Genomic DNA, 22,694 nt, shown 5'->3' on the forward strand with positions numbered 1-22,694 from the left:
GAGAGCGGGGGCCGCCCTTGGTGTTGGTCGGCGGGGGCGCGGTTCGGTCAGAGGGTGGCGCATTCGCCGCGTAGCCCCGTCTGCGTCAGCACCGGCCCGGAAGGCGTGCAGAGGCTCGGCGACAGCCTTGGGAAGAGATCGTCGCCGAACCCCTGATGGTGTGTGTGGAGCAATGCCCCGTGATTCAGGCTCAGTGCGCGACCACGGGCTCGCCCTCCGAAGGCGCCAGAGCCGTATTCGGTATCAGGAATGCCGCGAGCACGGCACCGACCACGAAGAAACCTGCGCCCCACGCCAGGGTCGCCGTGTAGCCCTCGACTCCGGCCTGTGCCACGGTCAGCGCGCCGGGCTTGTGCGGGGACAGGTAGTCGGTCGTGGCCGACGAGGCGACGGTGGTCAGCAGGGCCGTGCTGATCGAGCCACCCACCTGCTGGCCGGTGTTGATCAGCGCCGAGGCGACGCCCGAATCCCCGTGATGGATACCTGCGGTCGCGCCCTGGAAGGCGGTGGTCATCACTCCCCCGAGGCCGAGCCCCAGCACGATCAGCCCGGGCATGATGTGGGCGACGTAGGTGCTGTCCAGCTTCAGCTGGGTCAGCAGGGCCATACCGGATGCGGCGACCAGGAAACCTGTACTGATCACGATCCTCGGGCCGACCCTGGGCAGCAGCAGCGCGGGCGCCGTGGTCGACGCGGTGACGATGCCCGCGACCATCGGCAGGAACGCCAGACCGGTCTTGATCGGCGAGTACCCGATGCCGGCCTCCAGGTAGTAGGTCAGGAACAGGAAGATCGAAAACATCCCCATGCCTATGACGAACACCGCCAGGAACGAACCACCGCGGGTCCGGTCCAGCACGAGTCGCAGTGGCAGCAGGGGATGCGCGACCCTGGACTCCAGCCATACGAACACCGCGAGCAGCACCGCGCCGACGATCATGGAGCCGAGCGAGAGCGGGTTGGTCCAGCTGGTGGACTCGACGTGGGCGAATCCGTAGACGATGGCGAACAGCGCCGCACTCACCACGGCGGTGCCGGGAATGTCGAGCTTGGGCCGCTCGGTGACCGCGGGCTTCGCCAGCAGGAGCACCGCACCGACCAGCGCGACGGCCGCGAAGACGACGTTCACGTACATCACCCAGCGCCACGACGCCCACTCGGTGAGCATGCCGCCGAGCAGCAGCCCGACCGCGCCGCCCGCACCGGCCAACGCGCTGAAGATGCCGAACGCCTTCGGCCTCTCGGTCGGGTCGGTGAAGGTCACACTGAGCAGTGAGAGTGCCGCGGGCGCGAGCAACGCGGCGAAGAGCCCCTGGGCCACCCGTGCCGTGACGAGGATGTCGAAGTTGGTGGCCGCGCCGCCGAGGACGGAGGCGCCCGCGAAACCGACCAGGCCGGTCAGGAAGGTGGTGCGTCGGCCGAACAGGTCGCCTAGCCGGCCACCGAGCAGCAGCAGGCTGCCGAATGCCAGGGCGTAGCCCGTGATGACCCACTGCCGGCTGCCGTCGCTGAAACGGAGGTCATGTTGCGCTGCGGGCAGTGCGATGTTCACGACGGTCGCATCGACCGTGACCATGAGCTGCGCCACGCCCAGGACGACAAGCACCCACCAGCGCACGGCATGTGAGCCGCGGCGGCCCGAGTCTGTTTTCCCGAGGCAGGCGCCTCGTGGTCGAAGGTGGTAGTCATCTCTTCCAGGTGCTGTCGGCGCTGACCGACCCGGTGCGACTGAGCATCGTCGTCAAACTGGCCGACCGGGCCGACGAGGTTCCCTGCACCGAGTTCGCTCTGCCGGTGGCCAAGTCGGCGGGCACCCGTCACTTCCGTGTGCTGCGCAAGGCCGGCGTCATACGCCAGCACGACGTGGGCGTCCGCCGCATGAACAGCCTCCGCCGCGAAGACCTGGACAGTCGCTTCCCCGGCTTGATGGAGCTGCTCCTCCGAGAGGCACGCCACGCCCGCCGCGGCGGGATGAGATGAACCCGTGCCACCCCGGCCCACCGCGGCGGCATCGTCGCTCGGGAGAGTCCTCCGCATGAACACGCACGCATCGGCACCTGGAGCCCAGCCGACTGACGGATCGTCCGTCCGGATCGGCGCTCTCGTTCCGCTGACTCGGCCCGGCTGGGTCGAGGCAGGCCAACACCTGCTCGCTGGGCTCGAGTTGGCCGCCCATCACGTCAATGAGTCCGGCGGGATCGGCGGAAGACCACTCGAGCTGGTGGTCCGGGACACCGCGGCTGATCCGCACAGGGCCGCTGCTGCCGTGGACGAACTGGCCGGACTGGGCGTGATTGCCCTGGCGGGTGAGTATCACAGCGTCGTCGCTCGCGCCGCTGCCGCCAGGTCCGACGCCCTCGGTCTGCCGTACCTCTGCTCGTCAGCGGTTCTCGACGCGCTCGCCGAACAGCCGACGCACTGGGTCGCGCGCCTCTCCCCGCCTCAGTCGCGGGGCTGGCGGACGTACGCGGACTTCCTCCTCGGCGCGGGCCACAGTCGTATCGCCGTGGCGGCCCAGCCGAGCGTCTACTGGGCCACCGGGACACGCATTCTGCGCGAGTACCTCGCTGCACGCGGCGGCACCGTCATCGAGCTCCACATGAGCGCGGTCACCCCGGCGGACGTGTGCGACGAACTCGTCGAGCATCGTGCCACCGCACTCCTTCTTCTGGTCGGCCACCCGGAGCCGGCCGTGCCGCTCGTCCAGTCCGTCCGCCGTGACCGGCGCCTCGCCGGGATCATGATGGGTGCTCCGGCCGGGCAACCGGAGTTCACGGAATGGGCGACGCTGCTGGGCGACGACGGCGCCGCGATCCCGTTCCTGCGCTATCTGCCCGAGCGGCTGAGCCCTCTCGGCGCACGGGTCGAGAAGGCCCTTCGCGAACGGCTCAGCGAAGCGCCCTCCTTCGTCGCCTTCGAGGGCTACGACACGATCGCCGTCCTCACCGAAGTGCTGCGCTCGCACGGCGTGGACCGGGCACGCATCGCCGAATCCTGGCCGCGCCTCGCAGTCGAAGGCACCCGCGGGCTGATCCGGTTCTCCCGCGTGCCCGGCATCGGCGTGTGGCAATGGGCCGAGCCCCCGATCCAGGTCGTCGACCGGGATCCGGGGCAGCCAGATCGCTTTCGGATCCTTCACACCGGCTGAGGGGGCATCAAGACAGGATCTCGACGTACCCGTCGGTTCCGTGCACGCGGATCCGCTGACCGTCCCGGATCAGGCGGGTGGCCTGCTCCACGCCGACGACGGCCGGCAAACCGTACTCGCGGGCGATCACTGCGCCATGGGTCATCAGGCCGCCCACCTCCGTCACCAGGCCCGCGATGCCGACGAACAGCGGTGACCAACTGGGGTCGGTGAAGGGCGTGATCAGGATGTCGCCCGCTTCGAGCTCCGCCTGCGCCATGTCCAGGATGACGCGGGCCCTTCCCTCGACGGTCCCGACGGACACCGGCAGCCCGATCAGGGCTCCGGCCGGCACGTCGTCGCGCCGGTACGCCCCGGTGAGGGCCTCGCCGTCCGAGGTGAGGACCCGGGGCGGTGTGAGCGCCTGGTAGGACCGGAACGCGTTCTTGCGCTGCTGGATGAGCCGGTCATCCACCTGGTGCGAGCGCACGACGTCGTGGAGCTCCTGGAACGTGAGGTAGAAGATGTCCTCCCGCTCAGGGAGCACGCCTGCCTGCACGAGTCGCTCGGCCTCCGCCAGCAGGGCCTGCTTGTAGACGAAGTAGCGGCTGATGACGCCGTACTTCGGGTACTCCCGGTACCCGATGAAGGCTCGGACCTGGTCGATCATCCGCTTGGTCTCGTCGGCCTTCCGGTCCCCGTCCGGCAGGGCCCGCAAGCGTGACAACACCTCCTGTTCCTTCTGCTGCGCCTTCTGCCGCCCCTGCTCGAAACGCCGCTCGGCGGCGCCCGGTTCGAAGTTCCTGACGTTGTCGAGGATCACGGGCACCAGCGTGCTGGGGCGCTCGCGCCAACGCGGCCTCGTGATGTCGATCTCGCCGACGCAGCGCATGCCGTACCGGTCGAGGTAGGCCTCGATGGCATCGCGCGCTTCGGCACCGCCCGGGAGCTTCCCCAGTTCGTCCAGGAAGCCGTCGTCCTCGACGCCCTGCAGGAACGCCACCACCTCCGGATGCGGACGGATCACGTCGGCGACGTCGAGCAGGGCCAGACCCATCTCCGAGGTGACGTTGTCGGGGGCGGACAGCGTGAGCGTGTCGGCCGCGTTCTTCTCGCCCAGCCATTCCTCCAGCTTGTCGTTGAGCCACCACGTGGCCTCCATCCCTGCCATGATCGCCTGCATGTTCAGGGGATCACCGAGGACTCGCTTGTGCTCCTCGAAGGCCTCCAGCAGGAAGTCGAACAGCGCCGGTCCGGTCCTGGTACGGATGTCGCGCTCCAGGGCGGCGATGGACGTCCGACTGCGCTCGATCAATTCGCCGACGATGGCCGGATCGGCCTCGGCCGGGGCGGACGCACCACCGGCAGGCGGCCCGACGGGATCCGCATCGGGGAGCGACGGGACGAAGTCGCCGCGCTCCAGGACGGTTTCCAGGGCGTCCCTGATCAGTGGATCGCCTCTGCCGACAAGGTCCAGCAGGGCCGTGCGGCTCGCGGGCGCGGCCAGGCGCCGCGTGGCGTCGACGAACAGCCTCCCGCCGGCCTCGAGCATCGGTGCCATGGCCGTCAGCTGCCACACGGAGATGCCCAGGGGCTTCATGGGGTCGGTCATCATCTGCTGATGGCCGACGGACAGGTAGACGTGATTCTCCTCGTCGTCCCGCTCCGGGACGGGGAACAGCGTGGTGATCGGCCGGCTCTGAACGATCTGGAAGCCATCGTCGGCCAGGCACCATTCGATGTCCTGCGGGCGCCCGAAGTGCGCCTCGATCCGCCGCCCGAGCCGCACGAGTTGGACGACCTGCGCATCCGTGAGCGCCGGCTGCTCCTGGCGCTGCGCATCGATCGCCACTTCCTGCGTACCGCCGGCCGGCAGGGCCTGGACGGCACGCTGTTTTGCGGCGATCGTCCTCGCGACTACTTCGCCGCCTCGCACTTTGTAGACGTCCGGGTTCACCAGGCCGGAGACCAAGGCCTCGCCGAGGCCGAAGCCGGCGTCCACGGTGGCGACCTTCCGGTTGCCCGTGACCGGGTCGGCGGTGAACAGGATGCCGGCCGCATCCGCGAAGACCATCCGTTGCACCACCACGGCCATGAGGACCGTGCGGTGGTCGATGCCGTTGCGCTGACGGTAGGTCACGGCCCGCTCGGTGAACAGCGAGGCCCAGCACCGGCTGACGTGCTGCAGAACCGCCGTCGGCCCCATCACGTTGAGGTAGGTGTCCTGCTGACCGGCGAACGAGGCCGTCGGCAGGTCCTCCGCCGTCGCGCTGGACCGGACGGCGTACGCGGCTTGCTCGCCGAGTCGGCCCAGCGCACGGGTGATCGCCGCCGCGAGATCGGCCGGGACGGCGATCTCTTCGATGGTGCGGCGGATCTGCGCGCTGAGCGTGCGGATCGCCTCCCGGTCGTCCGGGTGGGTGCGCGACAGCTCATCGAGCCGGTCGTCGATCGACGGTGCCTGCGCCATGATCCGGCGGAAGGCGTGGGTCGTCACACAGAGTCCGCCCGGTACGCGGATGCCTTCGATCCGCGACAGCCCACCCAAATGTGCGCCCTTGCCGCCGACGACCGCGACCCGCGTCTCGTCGACGTCCTGCAGGTCCAGCACGTACTGCTCGGTCACTACTTGCTCCCCGTTTCCGCAGTTTGTGGCACCGGCCGACGATTCTGCACGGTGACCGGGGCCTTGCGGCAAGCCCCCCAGTGCGCTATAAGTTGAGCATGGCAAGGAGAGATCTCTCCTTGCCTTTGCTTTTTTGCACCCATCGGGCGAGGGGGGAGGATCCGTCCCCCGGTTGCGCGTGCCCAGGGTTGAAAGCCTCCCCCTTTTTGCGCACCCGCACGTGGACGCCAACAGCGAGGCCAAGCCGGCCCACGCCAGGTCGACAATGTGAGGGCGGCGCTCCAGCACAACATCGGCCTGGGCGGCGCATGCATGGTCACTCTCTACGAGAAGGCACCGTAGTCACCCGCTGGGCCGCCCCGCCTGCTCACGCAAGGCGTTCCGTACGGACCACGGCGACGCCTCCTTCGGGGACGGTGACCGAGCCGACGACCGGTTTGCCCGTGAGGAGTTCGACTCCTTTGGCGGGCACCTCGGCACCGTGACCGGCGTGGTCGATGAGGAAGAGGTAGTCGGCGGCGGGGCCGCGCCGTCGGGCCACCTCGATGCCGGCCGGTGCCGCATGCTCCGGCCGTACGCCCGCCTCCTGGCCGATGCGCTGCAGGACGGCGGCCAGGGTGCCGGGGTCCGGATGGGTGGCGAGGTACCAGGCGGTTCCGCTCCCGTAGGCGTGGCGGGTGATGGCGGGCACGCCGGCCAACGGTCCGTCGGCGTACATCGCGACGGCCTCCGCCCCGGTGAGCCGGAGGCGTTCGGTCCACAGGTCGGCGGTCGCGCCCTGGGGCACCTGGCCGGAAAGACCGACCGACTGCCCCGGCAGCAGAGGGAAGAGCTCGTCTGCGCGCGCCCCGAGGATCTCCCGGAAGGCGCCGGGGTAACCGCCAAGGCGCACATGGCAGTTCTCGTCGACCGCGCCGCTGTGGAAGCCCACGGCCAGGGCGCCGTCCCGTTCCACGAACGCGGCGAGATGGGCGGCGCCCGCGTCGTCGACCAGGTACAGGCTGGGGGCGAGGACGAGCTGGTAGCGGTCGAGGTCCGGAGTGTCGGGGCCGTATGAAGTCGACAGCCACTCCGGCCTTCCACAGCGGCGTGTACCAGTCCCTGATCAGGTCCACGAATCGCAGTTCGCCGCTGGGCTGGGAGGGCTGCTCCAGGGCCCAGCGGGCGTCCCACTCCCAGACGACGGCGACCTGGGCGGGGGTGGTGCTGCCGCGGACCTCGGCCAACGCCTGCAGGTCGGCGCCGAGTTGGACGACGTCCTGCCAGATCTGGCTGTCCGTGCCCGCGTGCGGCAGCATCGCCGAGTGCCACTGCTCGGCGCCCGCCTTCGCCGCGCGCCACTGGAAGAAGGCGATGCCGTCGGCGCCGTGGGCGACGTGAGCGAGGGCCTTGCGGCGCATCTCGCCGGGCCTCTTGGCGCGGTTCACGGGCTGCCAGTTGACGGCTCCCGCGGAGTGCTCCATCAGAAGCCAGGGACCACCGGCCATGGAACGGACCAAGTCACCGCAGAGAGCGATGTCGATCTCCGATTCCGGGTCGGTGGAACGCAGGTAGTGGTCATTGGAGACGATGTCCAGCTCGGGCGCCCAACGCCAGTAGTCCAGCGCCTCGATGCTGAAGTTGACCATGAAGTTGGTGGTGGCCGGGTTGCCGGGGGCGGTGCGGCGCAACACGTCGCGTTCGGCCGTGAACAGCGCCAGCAGTTCCTCCGAGCAGAAGCGGCGCCAGTCCAGTACGTGGGTCGGGTTGCAGATCGTCCGCATCAACTGACCACCAGAGCAGGGGACTTCGCCTCTCCGTCAGCCGGGCCCGCCGACCTCAGGTCGGCGGGCCCGGTGCGTTGCGGAAGGCGACGACCCTCAGAGCCCTGCCCAGTCAGGGTCCTCCGTCACGGCCGTACCGCAGGTTCGAGCAGCGACAATGTCCGCTGCTGCGCATCAAGGGCGACGCGGATGCCGATCGGCATCGGGAGATTCGGGCCGGCGTGTCCGAACTCGACGTTGCCCAGGACCGGGATGTCACGGTCGCCGAGGACGTCGAGGACGATCTCGGCCAGGGTCGGGTACGCGTCGTGGCCGCCGGGTGCGGCGAGCCCGTCGATCGCGTGCGGAACGCCCACGACCATGCCGGAGATCCGATCGAGAATGCCTGAGTGCCGCAGCACCTGCAGGTAGCTCCACACATACGATGCCTGGCCGCCCGCCTCCTCCCAGAACAGCACCGCGCCGTCGAACCGTTCGAGCGGCAGCGCGAAGGGCGTCGCCTGCACCAGCGCGATGCGGTTGATCACCCCGCCGATCAGCCGGCCTTCGGTGCGACCGGCTCGCCAGCACTCCCAAGACGAAGTGGCCCCCAGCGCACCGATCGCCTCGCTGCCGGTCAGCAGCGCCCAGTAGAGCCTTTCGAGTTCCGCTCGGCGTGCTGCGGGCGCGGCCTGCCAGTACCCGCCGAGTCCACGGGTGGCCACGTCGGCATGGAAGCCGACCAGACCCGTGCGCGCATGGAGCACCAGATGCAGCAGGGAGATGTCGCTGTAGCCGAGGATCGGCTTGGGGTCGGCCGTGATCGCGTCGAAGTCGATCAGGTCGAGGTAACCGAAAACCGTCTGGCCGCCGTCATGCGCGACGATCGCGCGCACCTGGGGATCACGCAGCAGACCGTTGAGCTCCTCGGCGATCTCCGCCGGTGTGGCCGCGCTCCACCAACGGTGCCGCCCTGCCTCGAGCAGCGGCGCCCGGCGCACCCGGAATCCCATCCGCCCGAGCACGGCCTCCGCCTGCTCGAGGTCGGGCTCGTAGGCGGCATGCAACGGCCCGGACAGCGCCGCGATGACGACGAGATCTCCGGGCCGCAGTGCACGAGGGCGAAGCAGTTGAGGCGATGCGGAACCAGTCACCGACGCAGTGTGCCAACACGCGCCACACCACGCTTCGCATTTTCCGACCGCCCCTCCCCCCAGGCCGGGCAGGGCCCGCCTTCAGCGGTCGAGCGGCTCGTAGTCGAACCAGTCGAAGTGGACGGCGCCGGTTGAGGCGAACATTCCGAAGACGCGGCCGGTGAAGCCGCCGGCGACCTCCGTGGACAGGTATTTGCCGTCGAGCGAGGTGAGTTCCGTGAAGGTGCCGTCCGGTTCCTCGATGCCGATCGAGACGGTGTCGGGGCCGGTGCGCGCGTCGTTCAGCGTCTCTACGGCGGTCACCTCGATGCGGAGGAGCACAGGTCCGGGCGGTACCGGCCGGGACGCCACCACTGTGCTCAACGGGCCGATGCGGGCCCGCACTTCGACCTCGCCGGACGCCGCCTCGATGTCGTAGTGGTGCTGCTCGTCGAGGCGTACGGCCAGGCCGCCGCGCCCCTCCCCCACGTCGACCAGGGTCCGCACCCGGCAGGACGGATGCTGCTGGCGCCGGCCGACGAACGTCACGTCGGTGTCGTCGAGCGAGGCTCCGCGGGCGCGCAGGGTCAGCCATCCGGGCCGTTCCTTGGTGGTGCAGTCCTCCGCCGGGCGATGGCGCAACGAGACCCAGTGCGGGGCCAGTTCGTTCAGGTCGAAGTCGTCCCGGACCGGCAGGACGGGGCCCGGCTGCAGCGGCCACGGAGGCGCCGGCGCCTCGAGGGACAGTTCACCGACGACCGGCCAGTCGTCCACCCAGGTCACCGGTGCCAGGAACGTCTCGCGGCCCAGCACATGCCAGCCCGGGGTACCGCCGCCCGGCCGTACTCCGAGGAGCACCATCCACCAGGAGCCGTCCGGTGCCTGGACCAGGTCGGCGTGGCCGGTGTTCTGGATGGGGTGGTCGGTGCCGCGGTGGGTGAGGACCGGGTTGTCCGGGCACGGCTCGAAGGGGCCGTCGGGCGTGCGGGCACGGGCGATCGAGACGCCGTGGCAGCGCTCGGTGCCGCCCTCGGCGATGAGCAGGTACCAGTAGTCGCCGATCCGGTACAGGTGCGGTGCCTCGGGGGCCTTGGCGCCGGGCATCCCGGACCAGAGTTTGCGCGCGGGCCCGAAGGTCTCCCCCGTGTACGGGTCGAGGCGGACCTGCGAGACCCCGGCGACGGTGCACCAGCAGGTGCCGTCCTCGTCCCAGGCGAGGTCCGGGTCGATGCCGTGCACCCCGGACAGCCGGATGGGATCCGACCAGGGCCCCGCCGGGTCGGTGGCCGTGACCAGCAGGTTGCCGTCGGCGCTCACATTGGTGACGATCAGCCAGAAGCGGCCGTCGTGGTGGCGCAGGGTGGGCGCGTAGATCCCGCCCGAGGAGCGCGAGTCGAGCGGCAGGCGTAGCTGGCTCGGCCGGTCCAGTGCGTTGCCGATCTGGGTCCAGTGCACCAGGTCCCGGCTGTGGAAGAGGGGTACGCCGGGGAAGTACTCGAAGCTGGAGCAGGCGAGGTAGTAGTCCTCGCCCACCCGGCAGATGCTCGGATCGGGGTGAAAACCGGGGATGACTGGGTTGTTGACGGTGGTGGTGCCCGTCTCGGGCCTGCTCGACACCCTGATCGAGTCCTTTCACTGGTTCACTGGTTCACTGGCTGCGTTCACTGGCTGCGGTTCACATGGCTGAGGTTCACATGGCTGTGTCTCGCCGGGTTGGCATGCGCCGGCTCAGCCCTTGCGGTGGAGTTGTACGACCACGATCGAGTAGGCCGGGACGGTCTGGATGCTCGCCAGGGTGCGGGCGGCGTCCACCGACACGGAGGCGGTGACCGCGGCGGAAGCGGCCTGCGCCGACGGGCCGGCGGCCGTGACGGAGCCGGCCGCGGCCGGCGAGACGGCTGCGACAAGCCCGGTCAGGCGGGTGCGGTGTCTTTGAACCAGCCTGCGCATGTGCCCTCCGGCGGGATGACGAGCGGGCGGGAGACGCGCACCACGGTCTCGAGGCTGAAAGCGCTTGGCAAGTGTCGTGGCAGAGATACGAAAGTTTCGGAGCCCTCTGGGTCCTACTTCAACGGAGCGGTGCTCCCCCGGACCGTCAGGGTCGTCGCGATCTCCAGTCCCGCCTGCGGCGCCTGCTCGCCGCGGCCGAGGGTGAGCGCCATCTCGGTCGCCGCCACCGCCATCTCGGTCAGGGGCTGGTGGACAGTGGTCAGCGGCGGATCCACCCAGGCCACCACCGGCAGGTCGTCGAAGCCGACCACGCTCAGGTCGTCCGGGATGCGCAGGCCCGCCTCGCGCGCCGCCTGGTAGACACCGAGGGCCTGGAGGTCGTTGGCGGCGAAGATCGCCGTCGGGCGTTCGGGCAGGGCCAGCAGCGTGCGCGCCGCCTCGTAGCCGTCGTCGTGGGTGAGGCCGGCATGCATGACGATCTCCGGATCGACCGGCAGGCCCGCGGCCTGCATCGCCGAGCGGTATCCGTCCAGCCGGGCGGAGCAGCACAGCTGACCCTCGGGGCCGCTGATCATCGCGATGCGCCGGTGGCCGAGTTCGGCGAGGTGGCGGGTCGCGGCGCGGCCGCCGGACCAGTTCGTGGCGCCCACGTACGGGACGTCGTCCGGCAGCTCCATGATCGGGTCGAAGACGACGAACGGGATGCCCTTCGCGGTCAGTTGCTCGCGTTCGGCCTCGGAGAGCTGCGCCACCGACAGCACGCAGTTCGGGCGCCGGGCGACCGTGTCGTCCCAGGCGGGCGCGCCGCTGTCGTGCAGGCCGAACTCGGAGACCATGACGCCGACGCGGTGGCGGCGCGCCACCCGCTCCACACCCCGGATGATCTCGACCGCCCACATGTCCTCGAGCTCGCGGAACACCAGCTCGACGACGTTGCTTCGGCCGGCTCCGGCGGGCTTGCGGTAGCCGTAGCGGTTGATCAGTTCCTCGACGCGGGCACGGGTCTCCGCGGACACCCCCGACTTACCGTTGAGCACCTTGGACACGGTCGGCACCGATACCCCCGCCGACTCGGCGATGTACGCGATCGTGACCGACTTGGGCGCGTCACGCTCCTCGTGCTCCCGAACCGCCGGTCCGTCTGCTGCGTTGTCCGCCAAGGTGGCCTTCCCGATCATCGAACCGTTCACGCCCGACGCGGGCCTGGCACGAAGGCCGGTTGAGCAGCGTCGTACAGCTGTTGCCGCGTCATTCTCGCATCGCTTACCGACGCGCCTGTAGCTCCGGACACATCTTCATGTCAATTTTCTCCGCCGCTCACTGCGAAAGTTTCCATCGAGCCCGGTTCGCATTTTCCCTCGCGGTCTGCGCCCCCTGAGGGCAGGCACTCGGCACGGACCGGCCGTGCCGAGTGCCTCCGCGAGAAGCCCCCGTCAGTGCAGGCCGCGCTCCAGCCGCTCCGCCACCAGCTTCACGAAACGGGCGGGCTCCTTGGGCTGGCCGCCCTCCGCGAGGACGGCAAGACCGTGCAACAGCTCGGCCGTCTCCACGAGTTCGGTGCGGTCCTCGCGCTCCTGGTACGCCTGGTTCAGGCCCTCCACCAGCGGATGGGCGGCGTTGAGCTCGAGGATCCGCTTGGTGGGCGGGACCTCCTGGCCCATGGCCCGGTACATGTTCTCCAGCGCCGGGGTCAGGTCGTGGGCATCGGAGACGACACAGGCCGGGGAGACGGTCAGACGCGTCGACAGGCGGACGTCCTTCACGTCCTCGGCCAGCTGCTCCTTCAGCCAGCCCAGCAGACCGGCGTAGGCCTCGGTCTGCTTCTCCCGCTCGGCCTCGGCCTGTTCGTCGCCCTGGACGTCGAGGTCGATCTCGCCCTTGGCGACGGACCGCAGCGCCTTGCCCTCGAACTCGCCCACCGCGTCGACCCAGACCTCGTCGACCGGGTCGGTGAGCAGCAGGACCTCGACGCCACGCGCCCGGAACGCCTCCATGTGCGGGGAGTTCTCCAGGCTCTGCCGGGACTCGCCGGTCATGTAGTAGATGTCGTTCTGGCCGTCCTTCATCCGCTCCACGTACTGCCGGAGGGTGGTCGCCTCGTCCTCGGAGTGCGTGCTGGCGAAGGACGCGACGGCGAGCAGGGCGTCGCGGTTGTCGGGGTCGCCGAACAGCCCCTCCTTCAGGACGGCGCCGAACTCCCGCCAGAACGCGGTGTACTTGTCGGGGTCGTTGGCCTTCATCTCCTTGACCGACGACAGGACCTTCTTGGTCAGCCGGCGCTGGATCATCCGGATGTGCCGGTCCTGCTGGAGGATCTCGCGGGAGACGTTGAGCGAGAGGTCCTGTGCGTCGACGACACCCTTGACGAAGCGGAGGTACGGCGGCAGCAGTGCCTCGCAGTCGTCCATGATCAGCACACGCTTGACGTAGAGCTGCAGACCGCGCCGGAAGTCCCGGGTGAACAGGTCGTGCGGGGCGTGCGCGGGCAGGAAGAGCAGGGCCTGGTACTCGAAGGTGCCCTCGGCCTGCAGGCGGATGGTCTCCAGGGGGTCGCGCCAGTCGTGGCTGACGTGCTTGTACAGCTCGTGGTACTCGTCGTCGGAGACCTCGTCGCGCGAGCGGGCCCACAGGGCCTTCATCGAGTTCAGCGTCTCGGCCTCGGCCGTGTCCTCGCCGTCGCCGCCCGGCTGCGGGACCAGCCGGATCGGCCAGGTGATGAAGTCCGAGTACCGCTTGACGATCTCCTTGATCTTCCAGGTGGAGGTGTAGTCGTGCAGCTGGTTCTCGGCATCGGCCGGCTTGAGGTGGAGGGTGACAGCGGTGCCCTGCGGTGCGTCGTCGACGCGCTCCAGGGTGTAGGTGCCCTCGCCGCGCGAGGACCAGCGGGTGCCGCCGGTTTCACCCGCGCGCCGGGTCACCAGGGTCATCTCGTCGGCCACCATGAAACCGGAGTAGAAGCCGACGCCGAACTGCCCGATGAGCCCCTCGGCCCCGGCGGCGTCCTGGGCCTCCTTCAGCTCCTTGAGGAAGGCGGCCGTCCCGGAGTTGGCGATGGTGCCGATGAGGTTGCCGACCTCGTCGTACGACATCCCGATGCCGTTGTCCCGCACGGTGAGCGTACGGGCGTCGGGGTCGAGCTCGATCTCGATGTGCAGGTCGGAGGTGTCGACGTCGAGGCTGTCGTCCCGCAGCGCGTCCAGACGCAGCTTGTCGAGCGCGTCGGAGGCGTTGGAGACGAGTTCCCGCAGGAAGACGTCCTTGTTCGAGTAGACCGAGTGGATCATCAGCTGGAGCAGCTGACGGGCCTCTACTTGGAACTCAAACGTTTCGGTCGGCATGGCTCGTGTGTCCTCGCAGGTCCCTAAAATGCCAGGTCAGGTGAGAGTCACTGTAAAACATGGCGGGCGGCGAGCGGGGGGACAGGTTGTCAATGACCCGCATGCCGACGGTAATTCGCCCGCGGCATCTGGCGTAGCGCACGTGTCACCGGATATGTCATGTCTCGGTCATCGTCGGCACGTCCGTGTCGTCGGCACCTCCGTGCCGGAGTGAAGGGAACCCCCCGTGCGCCTGCGCCCCCTGCGCGTCCTGTGCTGTTCCGCCGCCCTCGCCCTGTCCACGCCCGCCCTGCTGCCCGGCACGGCCTCGGCGGCGGTCCCCGCCGCTTCGGTCTACCTGCAGAACTACACCACCGGCCGCAATGCCGCCGACGCCGGTGGCACCGTCGCCGCGCACAATCCCAAGGGCAACGAGGACCACCAGCAGTGGACCCCGGTCGCGGTCGGCGGCGGCTACCAGCTGCAGAACGCCGACGAGTCGGGCACCTGCCTCGGCCGCAGCGGCACCTCCGCCGTCACCGCCGCCTGCGGCGCGGACGGCACGACCTGGACGATCACCTCCGGCGCCGACAGCACATACGCGATCACCGCCCCCGGAACCTCGCAGTACCTCACCGGCTCCGTCTCCGACGCCGGCGCCGTCCAACTCGGTTCGGCCGGCGACCTCGCCCGCTGGTATCTCACCCCGGTCAGCTATGCGACGTCGGCGATGCCCTCCGCCGACACCCGCACCCTGGACCAGGTCACGTTCCTGACCGCGCACAATGCCTTCGCCAACGGGGTCGACGGCAACTTCGCCACGTGGCCGGTCAGCTGGTTCCCCAACCAGAACTACGGCATCAGCAGGCAACTGGCCGACGGCGTACGCGGATTCATGCTCGACGACTACGCCGTCAACGGCCAGGCCGTGCTCTGCCACAACAGCTGCGACGGCGTCAGCGGCCCCGTCCCGCTCGCCACCGACCTGCAGCGCCTCGTCGACTTCCTCAAGGCCCACCCGGGCCAGTTCGCCACCGTCTTCCTGGAGGACTACGCCTCCTCCGACGTACTGAAGTCCTCCCTCGCCTCCGTCAGCGGACTCTCCGACGTGCTGTACCGGCCCGACCAGGAGGGAGTGGCCACCAAGGGCTGGCCCGCCATGGCCGACCTGGCCGCCCGCGGCAAACAGCTGCTGATCTTCAGCGACCGGACCAGGGCGAGCGACACCGCGAGCGGCTGGAGCACCCGCGACACCTTCGGGGTGATGTACCAGCGTGAGTGGACCGTGGAGAACTACTGGTCCATGGGCGGCGGAATCGGCGCCTCGGACTGGTCCTGCTACAGCCGCTGGGACACCCGCCCCCTCACCACGGACTCGTCCGCCTTCCATCCGCTGTTCGTGATGAACCACTTCCGCGACTACACCATCGGCTCGACCGCGCAGACGGACAACGGCAAACTCCTCAACCGGGCGCAGAACTTCTGCACACCAGCCGCCCGCAAGAAGCCCAACTACCTTGCGGTGGACCGCTACGACCTCGGCTCCCCGAGCCCGCTGACCACGGTGGGCAACCTCAACACGTACATCCTCGCGCCGGGACAGTGACCGCCGATCGGTTCGGGGAGAGGTGTGGAATGCTGCGGTCCTAGGCACTGTCTCCAGCAGAGAGTGCACCCTGCCGGATGGACCGCCTGGAGCGTGATGACCACCGCAAGCCGACCGTACGACAGCGCCGCCCCACTCGCGTGGTTCGAGCACGGGGCCGGCGCCTGGACCGAGTCCGTCACCGCCCGTGTCGCCTGAGCCCGACCGGACGGTCGACGCGGAACGTGTCAGGCGGGAGATCCTCGACGAGGCGGCGGGCGCCGAGCCGTACATCCTGCGCGGTGCCCACATCACCGGGGCGTTGCTGCTGGACGGGACGGAGATCCGGCGGTCCCTGCGGTTCGAGGCATGCCGCTTCGACGAGGCCGTCAGCCTGGAGGGGGCGACGACACTCGGGGTGAGCGTCGTCGACTGCACGCTGCCGGGCTTCCGGGCGCCGACTGCACGGTTCGGCGGGCGACTTGACCTGCGCCGCTCGACCATCGGCGGGGACGGACAGCACGCCCTCGAACTCGTGCACGCGGACATCGCGGGAGCGCTCCGGCTCGACGGGGCACGGCTGATCGCGCCCGGGCTGATGGCGGTGGATGCCGGTGGTCTGGTGACGCGGGGCGGCGTGTTCTGCGAGGACGGGTTCGTCGCCGAGGGCGAAGTCAGCTTCCCCGGGGCGGAGTTGTCCGGCGGGCTGTGGATGCGCGGGGCGCGGATCACGGTGGGCGCGGCGGACGCGTTCGCCTTCCAGGGCGACATGCTCAAGGCGTCGACCGTACGGCTGTCACGGGGGTTCACGACCGACGGCAGGATACGGCTGCGCAGCGTGCGGATAGCGGACCTGCTGACCTTCGACGATGCCGAACTTCTCGGCTCCGGCACGTCGTTGATGTGCGTGGGGATGCAGGCCGGGGCACTCGACCTGCGGTTCCGGTACCGGCCCGCGGGCGGCGTGAACCTGCGCACCGCGCACGCGGACCGCATCCAGGACCACCCCTCGACCTGGCCGAAGACGCTGGGCCTGGACGGGCTGACGTACGGCTGGCTCGGCGATACGGCGCCCACCCGGCGCGAGGACGTCGAGAACCGGCTGGCGTGGCTGCGCCACCAGCCCGTCTACGTTCCGCAGCCGTACGAGCAACTCGCCTCGCACTACCGCAGATGCGGGCACGAGGACGAGGCTCGGCGGGTGCTGCTCGTGCGAGAACGGTGCCGCCGGGCGACGCTGGGCCCGGCGGGCCGAGCCTGGGGCTGGCTCCTCGACTCCACGGTCGGATACGGCTACCGCCCGTGGATCGCCGGGATCTGGCTGGCCCTGCTCACGCTGGTCGGCTCGCTCGTGTTCGCCGCACACAACCCTGTGGCGAACACGAAGGACGAGGGCGCGCCGTTCAACCCGGTCGTCTACACCCTCGACCTGCTGGTGCCGATCGGCGGCCTGGGCCAACGCGACCACTGGCACTGGGCGCAGAGCGGTGTGCAGGGATTGGCGTACGCACTGATCGCGATCGGCTGGGTCCTGACGACCGCGGTCGTGGCGGGCGTGACCCGGACGCTGAGCAGGACCTAGGCCACGAGAAGGGGATCCACGTCCGCCGGGACACCATCAAATGCCGCCCTGGGGTCCAGGCCATGGATGAGCGCAATGGGCGCGGTCGACCGCGCTCATCCTCCTCGCCACCCTCACCACGGTAGCCACCCCCGCCATCCCTGCCGTACTTCAACGTGCTCGGAAGAAACGCACCGTCCAGGCTCAGAGGGTCGCCGGGTTCCTGGCGGAGTTCGTCAGGGCATCGAGCTGGGCGGCGAGTTCGGGGTGGTTCGGGGTGAGGTGGGGGCGGGTGGCGTTGAGGGGGTCGATGAGGACGGCGGGGTCGTCGTGGGCGAGGGCCGCATGGAGTTGGCTGAGGGGGTTGCGTGCCGCGGTGGGGAGGTCGCTGAGGGCGCTGATCTGGCCGGCGATGCGACGCAGGTCGGCTGCGTTGCGGCGGGCCCAGGCGGCAGTGGTGCGTTCGGCGGCGCGGCGCTCGCGGGTGGCCTGGACGCGCTGTTCGCCGGTGCTGCCCGCGGGGCCGGGCCTGCCCCGCAGATAGCGGCGCTCGGCGGCCTGGCGGCTGGAGACGCCGAGGGGGTGGGCGAGGTCGGCCCAGCTGGCACCCGCCTGGCGGGCGGTTTCGATCAGGCCGGTTTCCCATTCGGCGAGCTGCTCGCGCACCTGCCGCAGCAGCAGAAGGGAGGCCAGCGCGTTCTCCGGGGCGACGTCCTGGGTGTCTGCGGTCTCGCGGTCCTCGTGCCGGGCGGCCTGCAGGGCGTCGTCTATGGCTTGCAGAGCCGCCGCGGCGGCGAGGAACGACGTCGGCCCTGGTGCGCCGATGCTGGACGATTTCGGCTGGTCAGCCGGGTTCATGAGCACCTCCTCAGTCAGTCATCCTTTGGACGACGCCTCGCTTGTCATCCATTGGACGACATGGTACAACGGTTTCCGTGAGGCGCATTGGCAGCAACTGCCCGACCTTCTTGGAGGTGTTTTCCGATGTTGATGCGCACTGACCCCTTCCGTGAGCTGGACCGGCTGGCGCAGCAGCTGATGGGTCCGGGCACGTGGTCCCGGCCGTCCCCGATGCCGATGGACGCCTACCGCGAGGGTGACGAGTACGTGGTGGCCTTCGACCTCCCCGGCGTCAGCGCGGACGCGATCGACATCGACGTCGAACGGAACATGCTGACCGTCAAGGCCGAGCGCCGGCCCGTGACGAAGGCCGACGACGTGCAGATGGAGCTGTCGGAACGGCCGCTCGGCGTCTTCTCGCGCCAGCTCGTGCTGGCCGACACGCTGGACACCGAGCACATCCAGGCCGACTACGAGTCAGGCGTGCTCACCCTGCGCATCCCGATCGCCGAGCGCGCCAAGCCCCGCAAGATCACCATCGGCGTCGGATCCGACCGCAAGGAGATCTCCGGCTGAGCGGGACAGCCGAAGACGGAACTACGGCGGAGGACAGGTACCTGATCTCCCCCCGGGGCCTGTCCTCCGTTCCCCGAGGACCGAGGAAGGGTGGCGGCCGACGTGACTGTGCGACGCGAAGCGTTCCTCAACCATGTGAAGGAACGCGGCGAGTACGCCACCCCGCAGGAAGCCGACCGCGCGGCCCGCGTGGTGCTCGCCCTGCTGGGCGCACACCTGGTCGGCGACGTACGCGCCCGGCTGGCGGCGCGTCTGCCGGAAGACTTCGCCCTGATCCTGCTCAACCCGCTGCAGAGCGCCGAACCGCTGCCCCCGGAGCGGTTCGTGCGCGCGACCGCGGCCTGGATCGAAGGGGCCACCGAGCAGACCGCCGCCTGGGACGTCAGCGCCGTCCTGTCCACGGCCGCCGATGCCGCCGGCGACGACCTCCTCAAGGAGATCCTGCTCCAGCTCCCCGCGGGCTACGACCTGCTCTTCGGCCGCTTTCCGCCCACCTGACCACCCATCCACCGGTGACCGCGCACCGGTCGCCATGACCCCGGTGACAGAAAGGCAACCACCGCAGTGATGTCCGACCACAGCGCACCGCTCCAGCAGCCCTTTGGAAGGGCGTACGAACAGATGCTGGAAAAGGTCCGCTACGACGGCGCCTATCCCACCCGCGAGAAGGCCGAGCAAGCCGTCCGCCTCGTCCTCGCCGGGCTGGGACGCCAGTTGACCGGCGACGAACGCGTCGACCTCGCCGCCCGCCTCCCCCTCGAAGCCGCACGCATCCTCACCGCCCAGATCCCCGACACCCAGCCGCTGACCGGCTGGGCCTTCGTCAAGGACCTCGCCGCCCGCACCGGCGCCTCCCTGGCCACCACCCGCTGGGACACCGGATCCGTCTTCTCCGCCGTCGCCGCCTACGCGGGCTCCGACCTCGTCACCCGCATCCTGCGCCAGCTCCCGTCCGGCTACGCGCTGCTGTTCGGCCGCGCGGAACTCGTCCAAGCCGCATAGGCGGGCCACGCCTTTCCGGCGCCCCGGCACGCCGGTGACCGCGACACGTGCGCGGGCTGCACAGACCGCGCAGTGCGTCCGGTCACCGGCATCGTGCCGACCGCTCCGAGGATCGCAAACGGAGCGCCGTTGCCGGCAGCTCCGTCATGCGTACTCCGGCTGCCACATGGCGTCCTGAACCTGCTGGATGACGTCGTCGAGCGGGGCACGCGCCACTCCCTCCTCGGCGGCGCGGCGGGCGACCGCCACCGCCACCGTCGCCGACGAGGCCCGCAGGTTCTCCACCTGCGGTAGCAACGGGGCGCCCGGACCGGACAGCTCGGCCAGGCCCGCCACCGCCTCGGCAGCCGCCTGGAGCATGCCGTCCGTGATCCGGGAAGCCCGCGCCACGACGGCTCCGAGGCCGAGGCCCGGGTAGAGCAGGGCGTTGTTGGCCTGGCCGATGACGTACGTGGTGCCGTCGAACTCCACCGGAGCAACCGGGACTCCGGCCGCGACGAGGGCCTTGCCGTCGGTCCACCTCAGGACGTCCTCCGGCAACGCCTCGATCCTGTCAGTGGGGTTGGACAGGGGCAGCACCACCGGGCGTTCCACATGCCCGGCCATGGACCGGACGATGTCCTCGCTGAAGGCCCCGTGCACGGTCGAGGTGCCGACCAGCACGGTCGGGTGCACCCGCTCCACCACCTCCTTCAGCCCGATCGGCCGCCCGTGGCCGCCGGACCATTCCTCGTCGGGGCGGGCGTAGACCCGCTGGTAGTCGCGCAACCCGTCGGTGGACCACAACAGCAGGCCCTGCCGGTCCACGCACCAGATGCGGGCCACCGCCTCCTCGCCGTCCAGGCCGTCGCGGACCATGGCGTCGCGCAGTTGGTCGGCGATGCCCACCCCTGCGGTGCCCGCGCCGAAGACGACCACCCGCTGCTCGCGCATGGGTGTCCCGGACACGCGCGCCGCGTTCAGCACACAGGCGAGGGTGATGGCGCCGGTGCCCTGCATGTCGTCGTTGAACGTGCAGACCTTTTCGCCGTACGTCTCGAGCAGCCTGCGGCCGTTGCCGGGGCCGAAGTCCTCCCAGTGCAGCAGCGCGTGCGGGAACAGGTCGCGCACCGTGTCCACGTACGCGGCGACGAACGCGTCGTAGTCCTTCCCACGGGCCCGGCTGTGCCGGTTGCCCACGTACAGCGGGTCGTTGAGCAGGGCCTGGTTGTCGGTGCCGACGTCGAGCATGACGGGGACCGCCCGGCCCGGGTGGAGACCGGCGGCGGCCGTGTAGACGGCCAGTTTGCCGACGGAGATCTGCATGCCGCCCACGCCCCAGTCGCCGATGCCGAGGATCTGCTCGGCATCGGTGGCCACCACCAGGTCGACATCGTCCGGACCGAGGCCGAGCGCCTCGAACGCGGGCCGTACGTCCTGCGGGTGGTCGATGGACAGATACACCCCGCGAGGACGCCGGTACTCGTGGCTGTACCGCTTGATCGCCTGCCCCACCGTGGGGTCGTAGACGATGGGCAGCAGTTCCGTCAGATTCTCGGTGAGCAGACGGTGGTAGAGCACCTCGTTGCGATCGTGCAGCTGCTCCAGGCAGACGTTCTTGGCCAGGTCGTCCGGCTGGGCCTGCACCTGCTCCCAGGCCCGGCGGGCCTGTTGCTCCAGGGAGAGCACACCCGGTGGGAGCGCCCCCACCAGGCCGTGCCGCTCCCGTTCCTCCCGTGTGAAGGCGACCCCCTTGTTCCGCAGCGCGTCGGTCAGCAGGGCCCGCCCGTGCGGGCCGTCGCGGCGCGAGGACATGAGTACTCCTCCGTCGACTGCATCGTCCCCGCTCCGGGGTTCCCGTCCGGCCCGGCAGCAAACCGGCATGCTGCACCGCAGCCTGGCACGCGGGGCACGGCAGTAATTCGTTTGACCTGGACACGCCTCAACGCTGCACTGTGGCGGGGCGCCGCGGGTCGTGGTGCCGGTAGCCCGGGGAGGCAGCGGCAGCAATGGAGATCCGTTCCACGACCGACCAGGACTTCAATGTCTTCGTCGACACCATGCATGCCGCGTTCGGGCGCTTCCCGGAGACTCCGGCCGAGGGCGGCGGCGGGGTGTGGTGGGCGGCGCTCGAAATGGACCGCAATCTGATGGCCGTGACGGCGGACGGGCGGCCTGTCGGCACCGCCGGGGCGTACTCCTTCGAGCTCACGCTGCCCGGTGAGATCCTCGTCCCGGCCACCGGGGTGACCGCCGTCGGCGTCCTGCCCTCGCACCGACGCCAGGGCGTGCTCACCGCGATGATGCGGCACCAGCTCACCGAAGTGCGGGCCCGAGGGGAGTTCCTCTCCGTACTGCTGGCTTCCGAGGCAGTGATCTACCGCAGGTTCGGCTATGGCCCGGCGACCTACACGCGGCGGCTGACGGTGCCGCGCCACCGAGCCGCCCTCGCCCTCCCCCGGGCGCACGGAACAGCCGAGGCGGCCGGCCGGGACACAGGCTCGGTGGAGCTCCTGCGGCGTGCCGAGTGCGGCGAGATCGTGGAGGAGGTCTACGACCGCTACCGCCGCGCGCAGCCCGGTGCGCTGTCCAGGCCGCACCGCTGGTGGACCTCCGGCGCGGGGCAGCCCCCCATCGCTCCGGCGCCGCGCCATGTGGCCGTACACCGTGACGCCGACGGCGTCCCGGACGGGTACGCCAGCTATGCGATCGGCGAGGGCGACGCCTTGACGGTCGACGAGACCATCGCCACCGACGACGCCGCCTGCACGGCCCTGGCCCGGTTCGTGCTCGGACACGACCTGGTCCGTCAGGTGGTGTTCAAGCACATCCCGCCGGACAGTCCGCTGCGCTGGCAGCTTGCGGACTTCCGCGCCGGCGAGGCCGGCGGTGACATGGACTGGCTCTGGGTGCGGCTGCTGGACGTCCCGCGTGCGCTGAGCGCGCGTGGCTGGTTCATGGACGGCGAGCTCGTCCTCGACGTGGACGACCCGTTCCTGGGCGAGCACGGCCGTCATCTGCTGACGGTGCGGGACGGCAAGGCCGAATGCGTCCCCACGGACCGGGAGCCGGACCTGTCCCTCGACGTGAGCGACCTCGGTTCGATCTGCCTCGGCGGTACGGCCCCGAGCACGCTCGTACGAGCCGGGCACATCCGGGCCCACCGCCCGGGCGCGGCCGCCCTCGCCGACGCCCTCTTCCGCGCCGAGCGCTCGCCGCACTGCCTGCACTGGTTCTGACCGCAGTTCCGCAGTTC

At 70.1% G+C, this 22,694-nt stretch carries 17 protein-coding genes and 1 pseudogene; 8 read left to right on the forward strand and 10 right to left on the reverse strand.

The genetic code is table 11. The annotated features are described in order from the left end of the window. Nucleotides 1-190 precede the first annotated feature (190 nt). The gene (locus tag ACWCRD_RS15905) at nucleotides 191-1,576 is read right to left on the reverse strand and encodes an MFS transporter (protein WP_450966632.1); all 1,386 of its coding nucleotides are present in this window, start codon (nucleotides 1,574-1,576) and stop codon (nucleotides 191-193) included. 92 nt (nucleotides 1,577-1,668) lie between these two features. Here ACWCRD_RS15905 and ACWCRD_RS15910 point away from each other — a divergent pair, with 92 nt between their 5' ends. Then, entirely contained in the window at nucleotides 1,669-1,980 is a 312-nt protein-coding gene (locus tag ACWCRD_RS15910; protein WP_450966398.1) for an ArsR/SmtB family transcription factor, read from the forward strand. Nucleotides 1,981-2,035: 55 nt separating this feature from the next. After that, on the forward strand, nucleotides 2,036-3,148 hold the full coding sequence (locus ACWCRD_RS15915; protein ID WP_450966399.1) for an ABC transporter substrate-binding protein: 1,113 nt from the start codon (nucleotides 2,036-2,038) through the stop codon (nucleotides 3,146-3,148). Between the two features lie 7 nt (nucleotides 3,149-3,155). Here the strand turns inward: ACWCRD_RS15915 and rph are convergent, their stop codons facing one another. The 7 genes and pseudogenes from rph to htpG all read right to left on the reverse strand — a co-directional run bounded on the left by rph (nucleotide 3,156) and on the right by htpG (nucleotide 13,916). Beyond that, entirely contained in the window at nucleotides 3,156-5,753 is a 2,598-nt protein-coding gene (gene rph / locus ACWCRD_RS15920) for a rifamycin-inactivating phosphotransferase (RefSeq protein ID WP_450966633.1), read from the reverse strand. Between the two features lie 367 nt (nucleotides 5,754-6,120). Further along, nucleotides 6,121-7,501 (reverse strand): annotated as a pseudogene (locus tag ACWCRD_RS15925) (beta-galactosidase); the annotation flags it as partial. Nucleotides 7,502-7,641: 140 nt separating this feature from the next. Next, on the reverse strand, nucleotides 7,642-8,649 hold the full coding sequence (locus ACWCRD_RS15930) for a S66 peptidase family protein (protein WP_450966400.1): 1,008 nt from the start codon (nucleotides 8,647-8,649) through the stop codon (nucleotides 7,642-7,644). Nucleotides 8,650-8,730: 81 nt separating this feature from the next. After that, nucleotides 8,731-10,245, reverse strand: a complete 1,515-nt coding sequence (locus ACWCRD_RS15935) for a glycoside hydrolase family 43 protein (protein ID WP_450966401.1) — start codon at nucleotides 10,243-10,245, stop codon at nucleotides 8,731-8,733. 111 nt (nucleotides 10,246-10,356) lie between these two features. After that, entirely contained in the window at nucleotides 10,357-10,578 is a 222-nt protein-coding gene (locus ACWCRD_RS15940; RefSeq protein WP_450966402.1) for a hypothetical protein, read from the reverse strand. A gap of 113 nt (nucleotides 10,579-10,691) precedes the next feature. Continuing rightward, nucleotides 10,692-11,756 (reverse strand): LacI family DNA-binding transcriptional regulator, encoded by a 1,065-nt coding sequence (locus tag ACWCRD_RS15945; protein ID WP_450966403.1) that lies wholly within the window; start codon nucleotides 11,754-11,756, stop codon nucleotides 10,692-10,694. 255 nt (nucleotides 11,757-12,011) lie between these two features. Further along, nucleotides 12,012-13,916, reverse strand: coding sequence for a molecular chaperone HtpG (htpG, locus tag ACWCRD_RS15950; protein WP_450966404.1), 1,905 nt, complete (start codon nucleotides 13,914-13,916; stop codon nucleotides 12,012-12,014). Between the two features lie 232 nt (nucleotides 13,917-14,148). Between htpG and ACWCRD_RS15955 the strand changes: the two genes are divergently transcribed. Next, the gene (locus tag ACWCRD_RS15955) at nucleotides 14,149-15,501 is read left to right on the forward strand and encodes an RICIN domain-containing protein (RefSeq protein WP_450966634.1); all 1,353 of its coding nucleotides are present in this window, start codon (nucleotides 14,149-14,151) and stop codon (nucleotides 15,499-15,501) included. A 187-nt stretch (nucleotides 15,502-15,688) separates the two neighbouring features. Continuing rightward, a complete protein-coding gene (locus ACWCRD_RS15960; RefSeq protein ID WP_450966405.1) occupies nucleotides 15,689-17,062 on the forward strand; it encodes an oxidoreductase in 1,374 nt (457 codons plus the stop codon). 183 nt (nucleotides 17,063-17,245) lie between these two features. Here ACWCRD_RS15960 and ACWCRD_RS15965 read toward each other — a convergent pair whose 3' ends face one another. Further along, nucleotides 17,246-17,899 (reverse strand): type III effector protein, encoded by a 654-nt coding sequence (locus ACWCRD_RS15965; RefSeq protein ID WP_450966406.1) that lies wholly within the window; start codon nucleotides 17,897-17,899, stop codon nucleotides 17,246-17,248. A gap of 126 nt (nucleotides 17,900-18,025) precedes the next feature. Between ACWCRD_RS15965 and ACWCRD_RS15970 the strand changes: the two genes are divergently transcribed. From ACWCRD_RS15970 to ACWCRD_RS15980, 3 genes are all read left to right on the forward strand, one after another. Next, nucleotides 18,026-18,457 (forward strand): Hsp20/alpha crystallin family protein, encoded by a 432-nt coding sequence (locus ACWCRD_RS15970; protein ID WP_450966407.1) that lies wholly within the window; start codon nucleotides 18,026-18,028, stop codon nucleotides 18,455-18,457. A 102-nt stretch (nucleotides 18,458-18,559) separates the two neighbouring features. Then, nucleotides 18,560-18,955 (forward strand): DUF2267 domain-containing protein, encoded by a 396-nt coding sequence (locus ACWCRD_RS15975; protein WP_450966408.1) that lies wholly within the window; start codon nucleotides 18,560-18,562, stop codon nucleotides 18,953-18,955. A 69-nt stretch (nucleotides 18,956-19,024) separates the two neighbouring features. Next, nucleotides 19,025-19,459 carry a DUF2267 domain-containing protein gene (locus tag ACWCRD_RS15980; protein WP_450966409.1) on the forward strand — a complete coding sequence of 145 codons (435 nt, stop codon included), beginning with the start codon at nucleotides 19,025-19,027 and terminating at the stop codon, nucleotides 19,457-19,459. A gap of 144 nt (nucleotides 19,460-19,603) precedes the next feature. Here ACWCRD_RS15980 and ACWCRD_RS15985 read toward each other — a convergent pair whose 3' ends face one another. Further along, nucleotides 19,604-21,253 (reverse strand): NAD-dependent malic enzyme, encoded by a 1,650-nt coding sequence (locus ACWCRD_RS15985; RefSeq protein WP_450966410.1) that lies wholly within the window; start codon nucleotides 21,251-21,253, stop codon nucleotides 19,604-19,606. A 194-nt stretch (nucleotides 21,254-21,447) separates the two neighbouring features. Between ACWCRD_RS15985 and ACWCRD_RS15990 the strand changes: the two genes are divergently transcribed. Beyond that, complete coding sequence (locus ACWCRD_RS15990) at nucleotides 21,448-22,677, forward strand: GNAT family N-acetyltransferase (protein ID WP_450966411.1); 1,230 nt, start codon at nucleotides 21,448-21,450, stop codon at nucleotides 22,675-22,677. Nucleotides 22,678-22,694 lie beyond the last annotated feature (17 nt).

Source organism: Streptomyces sp. NPDC002092, from assembly GCF_053593775.1.